The sequence below is a fragment of the Ignavibacteriota bacterium genome (genome assembly GCA_013285405.1).
Classification (GTDB): Bacteria; Bacteroidota; Ignavibacteria; order Ignavibacteriales; family Ignavibacteriaceae; genus IGN2.
Genome location: CP053446.1, coordinates 166,665 through 179,688, shown reverse-complemented (window position 1 = coordinate 179,688; position 13,024 = coordinate 166,665). Strand labels below are relative to the sequence as shown.

General features: G+C 34.6%; 12 protein-coding genes. 4 read left to right on the top strand and 8 right to left on the bottom strand.

Annotated elements, in window-relative coordinates; genetic code table 11:
- Nucleotides 1-80 precede the first annotated feature (80 nt).
- Nucleotides 81-1,493: a tetratricopeptide repeat protein gene (locus tag HND39_00830; GenBank protein ID QKJ94924.1), complete on the top strand. Its 1,413-nt coding sequence runs from the start codon at nt 81-83 to the stop codon at nt 1,491-1,493.
- A gap of 38 nt (nt 1,494-1,531) precedes the next feature.
- Entirely contained in the window at nt 1,532-2,413 is an 882-nt protein-coding gene (aroE, locus tag HND39_00825; GenBank protein ID QKJ94923.1) for a shikimate dehydrogenase, read from the top strand.
- Between the two features lie 118 nt (nt 2,414-2,531).
- Here aroE and HND39_00820 read toward each other — a convergent pair whose 3' ends face one another.
- Nucleotides 2,532-3,725 carry a pyridoxal phosphate-dependent aminotransferase gene (locus tag HND39_00820; protein ID QKJ94922.1) on the bottom strand — a complete coding sequence of 398 codons (1,194 nt, stop codon included), beginning with the start codon at nt 3,723-3,725 and terminating at the stop codon, nt 2,532-2,534.
- 207 nt (nt 3,726-3,932) lie between these two features.
- Here HND39_00820 and HND39_00815 point away from each other — a divergent pair, with 207 nt between their 5' ends.
- Nucleotides 3,933-4,583 carry a hypothetical protein gene (locus HND39_00815; GenBank protein QKJ94921.1) on the top strand — a complete coding sequence of 217 codons (651 nt, stop codon included), beginning with the start codon at nt 3,933-3,935 and terminating at the stop codon, nt 4,581-4,583.
- A 396-nt stretch (nt 4,584-4,979) separates the two neighbouring features.
- Here HND39_00815 and HND39_00810 read toward each other — a convergent pair whose 3' ends face one another.
- From HND39_00810 to HND39_00780, 7 genes are all read right to left on the bottom strand, one after another.
- Complete coding sequence (locus HND39_00810; GenBank protein QKJ94920.1) at nt 4,980-5,477, bottom strand: hypothetical protein; 498 nt, start codon at nt 5,475-5,477, stop codon at nt 4,980-4,982.
- 63 nt (nt 5,478-5,540) lie between these two features.
- The gene (gene mscL, locus HND39_00805; GenBank protein QKJ94919.1) at nt 5,541-5,942 is read right to left on the bottom strand and encodes a large-conductance mechanosensitive channel protein MscL; all 402 of its coding nucleotides are present in this window, start codon (nt 5,940-5,942) and stop codon (nt 5,541-5,543) included.
- Between the two features lie 187 nt (nt 5,943-6,129).
- Entirely contained in the window at nt 6,130-8,319 is a 2,190-nt protein-coding gene (locus HND39_00800) for a T9SS type A sorting domain-containing protein (GenBank protein QKJ94918.1), read from the bottom strand.
- 60 nt (nt 8,320-8,379) lie between these two features.
- Nucleotides 8,380-9,033 carry a T9SS type A sorting domain-containing protein gene (locus HND39_00795; protein QKJ97826.1) on the bottom strand — a complete coding sequence of 218 codons (654 nt, stop codon included), beginning with the start codon at nt 9,031-9,033 and terminating at the stop codon, nt 8,380-8,382.
- 1,069 nt (nt 9,034-10,102) lie between these two features.
- On the bottom strand, nt 10,103-10,567 hold the full coding sequence (locus HND39_00790; protein ID QKJ94917.1) for a DUF1572 family protein: 465 nt from the start codon (nt 10,565-10,567) through the stop codon (nt 10,103-10,105).
- A gap of 164 nt (nt 10,568-10,731) precedes the next feature.
- Nucleotides 10,732-11,064, bottom strand: coding sequence for a DUF5615 family PIN-like protein (locus HND39_00785; GenBank protein QKJ94916.1), 333 nt, complete (start codon nt 11,062-11,064; stop codon nt 10,732-10,734).
- Nucleotides 11,061-11,285, bottom strand: a complete 225-nt coding sequence (locus tag HND39_00780; protein ID QKJ94915.1) for a DUF433 domain-containing protein — start codon at nt 11,283-11,285, stop codon at nt 11,061-11,063. The genes HND39_00785 and HND39_00780 overlap by 4 nt, the downstream gene beginning before the upstream one ends.
- Before the next feature lie 338 nt (nt 11,286-11,623).
- Here HND39_00780 and HND39_00775 point away from each other — a divergent pair, with 338 nt between their 5' ends.
- Nucleotides 11,624-12,874: an ATP-binding protein gene (locus HND39_00775; GenBank protein ID QKJ94914.1), complete on the top strand. Its 1,251-nt coding sequence runs from the start codon at nt 11,624-11,626 to the stop codon at nt 12,872-12,874.
- Nucleotides 12,875-13,024 lie beyond the last annotated feature (150 nt).

Genomic DNA, 13,024 nt, shown 5'->3' with positions numbered 1-13,024 from the left:
ATGTCAAACGGTTCGATTCTTGTTTTTAGTTTTTTTTAGTTCTAAATTTTTTGTGGAATTAAATTTAATAAGGAAAGTAGATGAATTTCTTTAATGAAGAATATGTATTTGATGAACCTTCCGGAAATGAAAAACTTAAGGAACAGATAGAAGAATGTAAAAAGCTGATAGATACTGGTGCTGTCTATGGTTATCTTGATATGTTTGACGAAGTAACTCAAGCCTGCCTCGAACATGACCTAAATGAAGATGGGTTATACATAATAAATGCGCTTCTTGAAATTTCTCCATACAATTCAGAATACTGGATTAAAAAAGGATTATTCCTGAATGCACTTGGATATTTTAATGAATCCATCGAATGTTTTAATAAAGCTTTGTCGTTGAATCCTGGCGATACTGATGCACTTGTTGACCGGTCAATTGCCGAAGAAAATATTGGTTTATTCACACAGGCAAAAGAATCATTGAATAAAGCTCTTTCAAACGATCCGAATAATGAAGATGCTCTCTACAGCCTCGGAATTCTTCATCAGCATAATGAAGAATTCGAAGCTGCAATCAGATTTTTTAATAAAGTTTTGAAACTCAATCCTGATTATTCTGAAGCATACTACGAGCTTGGCTTTTGTTATGAGAATTTGGAAGATTATTCTAACTCTTTGGCTTCTTACGAAAAATTTCTTGAGTTGGAACCATATAACCCAAACGGATGGTATAACCGTGGAGTTATTCTATCCAAGATGAACAAACCTGAACAGGCTATAAACAGCTATGATCTTGCGGTTTCTATAAGAGAAAATTTTACAAGTGCATGGTTCAACAAAGGAAATATTCTTGCTGAACTTGAGAGATACCATGAAGCACTCGAGTGTTTCAGGAAATCTTATGAACTTGATTCGAACGATGAAACAACCTGCTTTAATATTGGAAATCTTTACGAAGAACTTGGTGATTTGAAAAATGCTCTCAGGTTTTACAGTGAAGCAATAAAAAATAACGATGCTTATTTTGAAGCATATTTAGCCCGCGGTTACTGTTACGATTCAGCAGGAAAATATCAGCATGCTTTAAGAGATTTTAACAAAGCTGTTACTCTTGCTCAGGATAGTGCAGAGGCATGGTACGCAAAAGCTGATCTTGAATATTCTTTGGGCAAATTAAAAGAAGCTGTCGCAAGTTATATTCACGCATTAAAAATATCACCTGCTAATTACGATATATGGTTCACGCTTGCAGAAACTTATATAGAACTTGGTGAATGGCTGAGCGCTCTTGAAGCTTTTGATAAATGTATAGTTTTAAAGGAAAATGATGCTAAAGCTATTTATGAGAAAGCAAAGGTCAATTTTATTCTCAGCAGAACTGAGGATGCAATTCATTGTTTAAAGAAAGCATTTGAACTGGACCCAAGTATTGAAGAGGAATTTACAAATGACTATCCTGAAATAAAATCTTCCAAGCTCTTTAAGAAACTTTTAGGCGAAAACTAACAAGTGCACAATTCCTGTGAATTTTATATGAGGGCTATGTGAGAGATTCCTTTTTAGCAAATACGGAATTAATTGGTTTGATTGGTCATCCGATTAAGCATTCATATTCTCCATTTATTCAAAATTTTGCGCTTGAACAGATGAACTTAGATTATGTGTATCTTCCTTTCGATGTTCCATCCGAAAATCTTAAAGCCGCAGTTAATGGAGTGCTTGCACTGGGTTTAAAAGGATTAAATGTAACACTTCCACACAAAGAAAAAATAATAAAGTTCCTTGATGAAGTATCTGAAGAAGCTTCAATTATAGGAGCCGTAAATACTATTGTTAATGACCATGGCAAGTTGATGGGTTATAATACTGATGCTTTTGGAATCCTGGAAACGTTACTTCCATTTAAAGAAAAAATATCTGGAGCGAAAGCAACTGTAATTGGTGCCGGCGGAAGTGCGCGAGCCGTTATTTATACTTTACTCCGTTATTTCAAACCTGAGGAAATAAATATCATAAACAGAACCCAGCAGAAAGCTGATACGCTGGCGAATGATTTTTCTTTGAAGATGCGATATGATTTGTTTCATACATTTGAACTTTTTCCGCCGGATAATGTTGATACTTTAAGGGATTCAAAACTTATTGTTAACGCTACTACAATAGGAATGTATCCTGAGATTGAAGATACAATCACGGATATTGATGATTCTTTCAATGAAGATCAAATAGTTTTCGATCTGATCTATAATCCGACTAAAACAAAATTTCTTAAAACTGCAGAGATGCAAGGAGCAAAAGTAGTGGGAGGATTAAAGATGCTTATTGCTCAGGCTGCCAAATCTTTTAAACTTTGGACAGGTCTTGATATGCCTGTTGAAGTCATAGCAGATTCACTACAGGAATACATTAAACAGCAAAATGTTTAATTGATGATGAAGAATAAAAGTTCAATTTAACGTAACGCATTCAATCAATTAATCACTCAAACATTCAAATCATCTTGCAGATCAGCCTGTAAAGAAACTAAAGCCGAGTATAAATATTTCAGACTTCAAGTCTCGCTAAAGCTTTTTTTAGTCTTATCACAGCTTCTTTCAAATTTTCCATCGAAGTTGCGTAGGAGATTCTCAAATAATCATCTGCGCCAAATGCATTTCCAGGAACTACAGCAATATGTGCTTCGTAAAGCAAGTGCATCGCAAAGTCAAAAGAATTTTCAATCTTCAATACTTTTGAGTGCTTATGCATAAATGTTGAAATGTTAGGAAAAAGATAAAAAGCACCTTCCGGTTTATAACAAGTAATTCCTTTAATTGAAATTAATTCATTGTGCAAAAATTCTCTTCGCTTTTTAAATTCGACAAACATCTCATTTATCACATATTGAGGTCCGGTTAATGCTTCAATAGCAGCAAATTGCGAAACCGAAGATGGATGTGATGTACTGTGACTCTGTATCTTGTTCATTCCTTCAACTATATGTTCATTGGCGGCTGTGTAACCAATTCTCCAGCCGGTCATTGCATAGGATTTTGAGATTCCATTTACAAGTATAATTCTATTCCGAAGTTCAGGTGCCACAGTTGCGAAACTGTAGAACTCAAAATCATCATAAACCATCTTCTCATAAATTTCATCGGCAAGAATATAAAAATTTCCTTTTTCAGCAACTTCGGCTAAAGCAATAAGCTCCTCTTTATTGTATGCTGAACCTGTCGGATTGGATGGATTGCAAAGAATAAACAATTTAGTTTTTTTTGTGATGGCTTTTTCAAGCTGTTCAGGTGTAATCCTGAATCCATTCTTTTCAGTTGTTTCAATGACAACAACTGTACCACCTGCAAGATTAACCATCGCAGGATATGAAACCCAATATGGCGAGGGAATAATAACTTCATCGCTGGGATTTACTGTTGTTAAAATTGCATTGTAGCAGCTCTGTTTAGCTCCGCTGGAAACAATTATTTCATTTAGTTTGTAATCGAGTTGATTGTCTCTTTTAAGCTTAGCCTGAATTGCAGTTCTAAGCTCAACAGTTCCTGCGTTAATAGTATATCTTGTATGATTTTCTTCGATTGCTGTTTTGCCAGCCTCTTTTATATTTTTTGGTGTGGGAAAATCGGGTTCTCCCATACTGAGATTGATAACATCAAATCCCTCGGCTTTGAGTTTTTTTGCTTCGGCTGCAATATGCATGGTTTCGGATACGGCAATCTCATTTACTCTGTTAGCAATCATTAAATATTCCAGAAATATGGTGAAAGAAGGTTCATCTGCTTCATTGCAGATTTAATAATGGGATGTTTTAAATCTCAAAAAAATTTAATGAAATATAATCGTGATGAGTTGAATTAAAAAAATATAAATTATTAAAGCCATTCGCTTGAAATATAGTTTGACAATATCCGGATTATTTATTACGTTTCAATTAAACAAAGGTGAATTATGAAAAAACTTACATTGATTTTCGTTTTATCGCTTTCAACTGGTTTTCTTACTAACGCACAGTCATATTTAAGACCTAACTCAATATTTCTTGGAGGAATGGCTGGAGTTGCAACCGTTAATTTATCCGGTAATGAAACCCAGAGTCCTGCATCATTTGCATTTGGCGGAAGTATTGGTATTCCAATTCTATTCATAAAAAATATGTATATGTATGCAAGAACATCTTACATCTCGCAATCAAATTTTCAATCGTGGTACAACTCATCCTATCTGAACTTCAGCAGCCAGCTTTCAGAAAAATTTGTGGAAGTAAATTCCTCATTCAGCCAATTAATTCTTAATGGTGGTTTGCTTTACAATTTCCTTGTCACTGATGACCTCGTGTTAGGTGTTAATGGCGGTTTAACTTTTATGGTAGTCAACCAGGAAGCAAGATTGAGAACCGGGAGAGTGATCTCAAGTGTTGAAAATGAAAATATCTGGGGTGCTTTTGGTGGACTCATCGCAGAAAAAAACTGGGATGACAGCAACTTTTCAACATTCGCGGAAGCTCAATATAACTTTGCTAAAAGCGATGCTGAATACAGATCAGGAAATATGAGCGCTATGAATTATACTTTTGGTGTGCGGTATTATCTTACTGATTGATCTGCACTTTTTTTTCCTATACAGCAAATTCAGCCCGTAATATCATTTTCAATAATCGCACATTCTTCTTCCTGCTTCTTAACATAATCAAAAAATAATTCGCTTTGATCCGGATAAATAATTTTAAGTCCATCAGAACTTTCTCAGATACAATAGAATCCTGGTTTCTTTACGATTTGAATTGTTACTGCACCTTTTCGGCAGGCAAGATACAGTAAGGTAAAATCTTTTTGAGGTCAGTGATTCAAATATTTGAATCGTAATTTGTGATGAAGACCTCGGTTCAATTAAATCCGGAAGAGGATATGATATAAAGCGAATAATTTCAGTTGAAGCAGAAAAGCCTTTTGCAACCAGAATATTCTATTCATTGCTCAGACTATTATAATCCATAATTCAGTTTCTGATAATCTTGGACCTTTGAGATACTATTCGTTCTAACTCCTGCGAATGCTTAATAATTTTTTTTGAATCATCACCGTCGAGTCCTGTCCTTTGACCATTAATTACATAATCGTACGCAATTACATCGCCATCGGGATCAACCATTAGTTCAACATTTTTAAATTGTTTATCCGGCATATAAGTTAATTCTCTGCCCACAAAGTAGAGCATTTTGCCATCTTTGAAATAATACCTGTTGAATGATTCTCCGGGTTCTCTGTAGTGGAAATCTTCATTGATAAAAATTAGTTTTGACCCATTAAAATAAGCTCTGAAGTTTGAATAGGCATCAGAAGAACCCCAGTTAAAATGTTCTTCAGCTTCGGGGTTGTAAAGTAATGAATCAATTTCATTTTTAATTTCAAGTATGCCTTGCTCAGTATATTCTTTTCTGCCGCAAGAAATGAGTAAGGATAAAAATAGCAGAGAGATGACCAAATTAAATTTCATAACACAAACATTTTAAAAATAAAAAGCCACGGTTAATCCGTGGCTCAAAGATAAAAATATAGTTTATTTTTTCCTCAATTCATCTCTGATTTCTGTAAGAAGAATTTCTTCTTTAGTTGGTGCTGGAGGTGCTGCTGGTTTTTCTTCTTCCTTTTTCTTCATCGAATTTATTGCTTTCACAACCATAAATATTGCGAATGCAATAATTATAAAATCAATAATTGTGTTGATGAAAACCCCGTACTTCAGCATGACAGGAGCTACACCTTCAGAACCCTGTTTTAAAGTGATTGAAAGACTTGAAAAATCAACACCGCCAAGCAATAACCCAATTGGCGGCATTATCACATCCGCAACAAATGATGAAACGATTTTCCCAAATGCCGCGCCGATAATGATACCAATTGCCATATCCAGTACATTTCCACGCATAGCGAATTGTTTAAATTCTTGTAACATTTTCATAGAGTACCTCCGATTTATTTTACTATTTTGAAAGAGATTTTATTATTGAAGCACTTAAAAATATATTAATGTCATGCAAAACAAAAGAATAGAATTTGTAAAAACAGAAAATTTTAGTTCGCACAAAAAATAAACCCGATGGTTGAAATCGGGTTTAATTATGATCGTCAACCAATCCTTAACAATTTTATTTTAATAAAACCAACTTTCTGGTTTGAGTAAATTCTTCGGTACGTAAAGTATAAAAATATACGCCGCTTGGGATATCGGTAGCGTCAAATTGAATTTCATAGTTACCAGCAGATTTTTCCTCGTTAATCAATGTCGTGATTTCATTTCCTAAAACATCATAAACTTTCAGTGTTACGAAAGTCTCGCCTTTGGAGGAATTTCGGGAGACCGGAATTGAATATCTGATTGTTGTACTCGGATTAAACGGGTTCGGATAATTCTGATATAAAATAAATAATGAAGGATTTATATTTTCATTTTCAACTGATGTTGTCGAAGCAGTGCTTCTAAAAACACCACCACCGACCGTTCCCGCATATAAATAACCATTCCAGCTTGATGATAAACTTCGAACATCTTTTGTTGTTAATCCATCAGGCAGTTCAAACCAGTTCATTCCATTATCAGAAGATTGAAATACACCATTTGGAGTTCCTGCAAAAACATTATCACCAAGTTCATAAGTATTTGATACAAGAGCATTGATATCATAATTAGTTAAACCGTTGTTTACTTCAGACCAGGTATTACCATTATCAGTCGAACGAAAAACGCCTCCACCTGAACCCATCTGACTCATCGTTCCGGCGTAAATATTATTATCGGAATCAATTACCAATGAAGCAATATCAGTCGAAGTTAAACCATTATTCAGAAGAACCCAATTCTCTCCGTTATCAGTTGAACGGAATACACCTGATCCGCAACCAGCAGTTCCCGCGAATAGAACATTTTCTGAATTTATTACCAACGACCAGATATTTGTACAAGTCAGTCCGTTATTAATTTGAGTCCAGCTATTTCCGTTATCTGTTGAGCGATAAACACCACCTCCGAAGTAAGTTCCAGCAAAAATTTCGTTGTTTGAATTAATTGCAATAGCGCGAACATCAGTCGTTATCATTCCTTGATTTATCTCAGTCCAGTTTTCACCATTATCAGTTGATCTGAAAACTCCTCCGGCACCATCTATAAAATCAGCTCCAACAAAAACCTGATCAGTTGAGTTGAATGCTATTGAAGTAAAATAAGCCGCTGTTAATCCATTATTTTTTTCTTCCCAGATATTTCCAAAATCTGAAGATCGAAACATTCCAGTTCCATAAGTACCGGCAAATAAATAATTAGTTGAATTGAATTTTACTGCTCTGACTTCAGTCGCAATTAAACCATTATTTATTTGTGTCCAGTTATTTCCACCATTAGTCGAGCGAAAAACACCATCACCGAGAAAAGTTCCGGCAAATAAATTATCGTTTGAATTTGCAGCTAATGAAACCACGTATTGACCGGTCAAGCCGTTATTGATCTGTATCCAGCTATCTCCATTATTAGTCGATTTATAAATTCCGTCGCCATAAGTACCGGCAAATATTTCGTCAGATGAGTTGATAGTCAGTGCATTGACAATGTTTGAAGAAGTAAGTCCATTGTTTATGTGAGTCCAGCTATTTCCATTATCAGTCGATCTGAAAATTCCTCCGCCACCTTCAGTTCCCAAAAAAATTTGATCTTGAGAATTTATAGCAAAACACCAACAATAAGGATTTGCAATTCCATTTGTAAGTTGAATCCAGTTCTCTCCGTTATCAGTGGAACGAAAAACAAAATCATAAGTTGCTGCAAAGATGTCATTGTTTGAATTTATTGCTAATCCGAGTACATACGTATTAGTCAAACCGTTTACCACCAGTGTCCAGTTCTCACCGTTATCGGTCGATCTAAAAACTCCACCGCCTTCAAATGTACCAGCGAAGATCTCATCGTTTGAATTAATTGCAAGCGAGATAACAAATGGATAAGACAAACCATTATTAACTTCTATCCAGTTTTCTCCATCATCAATTGATCTAAATATACCGCTGTTAGATGCTGCAAAAATATGATCGCTTGAATTGATTGCAATCGATGCAATGCTGTTAGTTGTCAATCCGTTATTGATCTGTTCCCAGCTGTCACCATCATCAGTAGATCTTAAAACTCCACCACCTCTTGAACCAGCAAATAGTATGTTATTTGAGTTAGCTGATATTGTCATGACGCTGCCGCCGGTTGGTCCATTTGTTTGTTCCCAGAAGTTCTGTGAAAAAGAAATGCTTGAGATTTGTAACACAAAAATTATTAATACAGTTCCAATATTTTTCATTGCTGACCTCTTTAAGTAAAACAAAAAGCTTGGTTAAAATTATATACTTGAGTAAAGTTTTTATCTGATCAATATCATTTTTTTTGATTCATAATATTTTCCGACAGCAATACTGTAAAAGTAAACACCGCTTGATATTTTCGAAGCATCAAAATTGATTTCATAGTTACCGGCGGGTTTCTCCTCATTGACCAGTGTAGCAATTTCATTTCCTAAAACATCATAAATTTTTAAGGTTACCATTTGAGATTGCTTCTCCGGCAATTGCCGGATCGCAATGAGAGCCGGGACGGTGAATTTTATTTTTGTGGAAGGATTAAAGGGATTTGGGTAATTCTGTTCCAGAATAAACTCGAGTGGAGTATCAACCTCAACTTTAACAATATGTGAGTATTCAAAAGTGCCGTCGAAATCTATTTGTTTCAATCTGTAAGAGTAATGACCGGTTTGAACATCGCTATCTGTGAAAGAGTAAGAATGCATTTCAGTTGTAGTCCCAAATCCCGGTACAAAGCCGATAACTTCCCATTGCAATTCATCTGATTTTGATCTTTCAATATTGAATCCGGAATTATTTAACTCAGTAGCAGTAGCCCAATTCAGTTCAACATAATCAGTACTTGCACCAGCAGTAAAACTTGTCAACTCAACAGGAATTTGAGTATCTGTAAAAACCCACACACCACCATTTGTGGATCCCGTAACACAAACCATCACTTTATTTTCAAATGTAATAATCTTGTTTGAACTGAAAGTTAAATTATGATTATTAAATGTTGCACCACCATCAATTGATTTGTAAACACCACCATTTCCAGAAATATAAATATCTTCCAGTAAATCGAGAGCAGCACCACGCATCGCACCGGGTTGAGTGCCGACAGCAGTCCACGTTAATCCACCATCCGTAGATTTATTGAATGAATATGGTGAAGATGTTGTAGCAATATAGATTGAATTACTTGACGTTTGTAAAATCTGCCAAATGTTTACAGAAATAGTGGACGCACCAAAAGTAAGTCCGCCATCTGTTGAAATAAAGAATCCATTTAACGAACTGGATGAAGAACCTGCATAAATTCTATCAGCATCGAATTTGTCAACCGCAAATGAAACAATAGTATTAGTTAGTGCACCGGTGTTATTAAATGTTGTTCCAAAATCGGTACTTCGCCAAATACCGCCATTTGTAACTCCAACAAAAATATATCCATTAATTCCGCACGCTACTGTATTAACATTACCGCCGCCGAATGTACTTGCCGGAATAACTGTAAAATTCTGTCCACCATCAGTTGATTTTAATAGACCGTTTGAAACATTCGCAATATAAATGTTGTTCAAAGAATCGCAGGCGATTTCTAAATAATTTGATACACCAGTCGAAAACATATTCGTCCATGTAATGCCACCATCAGTTGATTTGAAAATTCCACGGTTTGATCCTGTAGTCCCGGCATAGATGTTACCTGCATAATCTTTTGCAATTGACCACATTGAAAAACCATCAACATGCCGGACCCAGGTTTGTGAAAAATTTATTTGAGAAGCGAAGAGTGTTAAAAACAATGCTGGCACACTGCATCTCCGCATAAGAAAGTAAAGAATTTTACTCATGACTTTACCCAATCAATTATTTATGAAAAAATTTTAAGTAACTGAGATAATGCTATTATGAAACTTTAATCTTTATGCTTGATTCAATTTTTGTAAACACTAATCATTTACTTAATAACTTAGAAAATAATTTTTAAAGATACAAGAAGCAGTTATTCGATTTGAACTATTTATCAATTAATCTCCTGTGGTAATTAATTTGCCCAAGATGATAATTTAAATGTGCTGCGAGGTGAATCAGGAAACCAGCAGTTGTTGTTCCTTCACCAAAAATATTGCTTGGGTAAATATTATTTAGTGAAGACTCAGTTAAAGATTCTAATGTCTGCTTAACAACTTTACTCGTTAATTCAATTTCAGCCACCAGTTCACGAATGGGAACATTCTTTTGGCTGAATTCTGCATCACGGTTTCTAATGTATTCGGAATTACCGAGAACTGCACCGACAAAATGCTGAAGGTTTCCACAAAGGTGGAGGCAAAGGTTTCCCGCAGAGTTTTTTACCTGCCCGCCGTCCAGGTGGGTGTCTCCGGAAATTTTCCAGAGGTTCTTTTCATCTTTGAATGAGGAAATCTCTGTTTTTAATTTTTCAAGATCACGAAGGAAAAGTTGTGTGAGTGTTTCTGTCATGGTTGTATCTGTATGTTTTAGCGAGACAGGTTATCAACCTGTCTCCGCAAATTATTAATTGTCCTTTCAACCTCACAGGTTTAGCTTTATTAATTTCTTCCAAAGGCAAATCCGTGAAAAGTTAAAGGTATAATTTAATTTTAATTCACAATGCTGTGCTGAGTTTAGGAAATTGTAAGAACCGAATTTTCTTTATCTGCAATGAACTCCTCAATTATTTTCCTATTCTTCCTTACCAGCATTTCAATTTGATCTGTCGGACAATTTCCTGTCTTGATCCAAATAATTTTTGGTGGATGACCTTTTATTACAGCTTTTTCAATGAAGTCAGAATCCTTCGAAATTAAAATAAAAGAATTCAACTTTGCATAAAGCCACACTTCTTCATCAGATGCAGCCTCTAAGGAAACATCTTTTATGTGAATTATATCAGGGAAGATATCTTTAAGTTTTGAGCAAAGTTTAAAGGACAGATTTTGATCAAGCAAGATTTTCATTGAGAAAGATTAATTGATCTTCTTTCTCTATCTGCGGCAAAACTGAGGCAAGCGAAAATGTCTTCTTTTGTCAACTCCGGGAAGTCACTCAATATCTGGTCTATCGACATTCCAGAAGCTAGGTATTCTAAAACATCATAAACAGTAATTCTTAAATTTCGAATACATGGTTTTCCGCTTCTTTTTTGGGCATTCATTGTTATAATATTTCTGTATTCCATTTTTATATCTTTAATTTTATTCAAATTTAATTCAGAGAATCAAGATTATCAATATCATTTTGACTGTGAAAATAAAAAACGGGTCAAAGACCCGTTCTTGAAAAAGTTTCTTACTCTCCGCCTTTGGGGGAGTTGGAGGGGGCCTTATTTCAACCTCACCGGTCTCCGGCTTTCTTAACTTCTTCAGTACTTGCCAGATATGACAGTTCTCAAAGAACTGTCATTTCTAATTAAATACGTACCTTGCATCAGAAGAATTTAATAAGTGACATTAGATTTGCAGATAACCCGATTATTTGATAAGTTGACTTCAAAAAATATCGGGTTAAATCAAAAAAATGCTTATAAAACGTTTATTGTATAATGAAATAAAAGATCATCTCAGAGCAAAAGAAATCTCTATTATTATAGGTCCAAGACAGGTTGGTAAAACAACTTTAATGCTTGAATTATTAAATTCTCTAAAAGATACTGGAGAAAAGGCATTATTTCTAAATTTAGATTATGAAAATGATAAAAGATTTTTTGAAAATCAGGATTTACTTTTAAGCAAAATTAAGCTGGAAATTGGCAATGATGGATACGTTTTTATTGATGAGATACAAAGAAAGGAAAATGCCGGTATATTTATAAAGGGAATTTATGATCTACACCTGCCATACAAATTCATTTTATCCGGTTCGGGCAGCTTAGAACTAAAAGAAAAAATCCAGGAGTCTTTAGTTGGCAGAAAGAGATTGTTCGAGCTTCTGCCGGTAACTTTTAAGGAATTTGTAAATTATAAAACAGAGTACAGATATGAAGATAAGCTTGATGATTATTTTAATTTAGAAAATCAAGAAACAGAAATGCTGCTTAATGAGTACTTGAGTTTTGGGGGATATCCAAGAATTGTTACTGAAAATAATTTAGAAGAAAAGAAAAAAATAATTGACGAGATATATAGAAGTTATATTGAGAAAGACATTGTTAGTCTTTTAAATATTGACAGACCTGATGCTTTCAGCTTGTTAATTAAAATCTTAGCATCTCAAACGGGCAAGCTTTTGAACTACTCAAAATTAGCGACGGCAATTGGTATATCAACGATAACGCTTAAAAAATACTTGTGGTATGCTGAAAAAACTTATGTGATACAAACTATTGGTCCGTTTATAGGTAACTCTTTAAAAGAATTAACCAAATCCCGGACTGCTTATTTTTATGATTATGGATTGAGAAATTTTGCGAATAACTCTTTTATGCTGCTGCAAAATCAAAATGAACTCGGGTTTGTATTTCAGAACTTTATAAAAAATTTAATTAATGAGCATTTGCTCTGGAAAAACTGGACGATTAATTTCTGGCGAACAACAGATAAAGCCGAAGTTGATTTTGTAATTAATAAGGGCAGCGAAGTAATACCGATTGAAGTTAAATATTCAGCAATAAGAAATAACACAATTAAACGCGCACTCAGAAGTTTTATAGAGAGATATTCACCTAAGCAAGCTTTCGTTATCAATATGAATTATTCAGATCAAACTATAATAAACGAAACGAAAGTTATATTTATTCCGTTCTATAAATTATTGACTTCAACTGATTGATGAAAAATGACTGATAACAAAATATGACAGTTCTCTAAGAACTGTCATATCTGACTTAGACTTAATTTTCTACAAAAAAACTTTCCGAACCAAGCAGCTCTATTCTCTCCTGATGCAACTTACTAACTCACCTTACGCAAAAATATAAAA

Coding starts and splice junctions, on each gene's coding strand:
- mscL (QKJ94919.1), bottom strand. CDS start 5,942: ATGAAAATGTTACAAGAATTTAAACAATTCGCTATGCGTGGAAATGTA.
- HND39_00790 (QKJ94917.1), bottom strand. CDS start 10,567: ATGACAGAAACACTCACACAACTTTTCCTTCGTGATCTTGAAAAATTA.
- HND39_00775 (QKJ94914.1), top strand. CDS start 11,624: ATGCTTATAAAACGTTTATTGTATAATGAAATAAAAGATCATCTCAGA.
- HND39_00820 (QKJ94922.1), bottom strand. CDS start 3,725: ATGATTGCTAACAGAGTAAATGAGATTGCCGTATCCGAAACCATGCAT.
- HND39_00830 (QKJ94924.1), top strand. CDS start 81: ATGAATTTCTTTAATGAAGAATATGTATTTGATGAACCTTCCGGAAAT.
- HND39_00810 (QKJ94920.1), bottom strand. CDS start 5,477: ATGAAATTTAATTTGGTCATCTCTCTGCTATTTTTATCCTTACTCATT.
- HND39_00780 (QKJ94915.1), bottom strand. CDS start 11,285: ATGGAATACAGAAATATTATAACAATGAATGCCCAAAAAAGAAGCGGA.
- HND39_00815 (QKJ94921.1), top strand. CDS start 3,933: ATGAAAAAACTTACATTGATTTTCGTTTTATCGCTTTCAACTGGTTTT.
- HND39_00800 (QKJ94918.1), bottom strand. CDS start 8,319: ATGAAAAATATTGGAACTGTATTAATAATTTTTGTGTTACAAATCTCA.
- HND39_00795 (QKJ97826.1), bottom strand. CDS start 9,033: ATGGTTTGTGTTACGGGATCCACAAATGGTGGTGTGTGGGTTTTTACA.
- HND39_00785 (QKJ94916.1), bottom strand. CDS start 11,064: ATGAAAATCTTGCTTGATCAAAATCTGTCCTTTAAACTTTGCTCAAAA.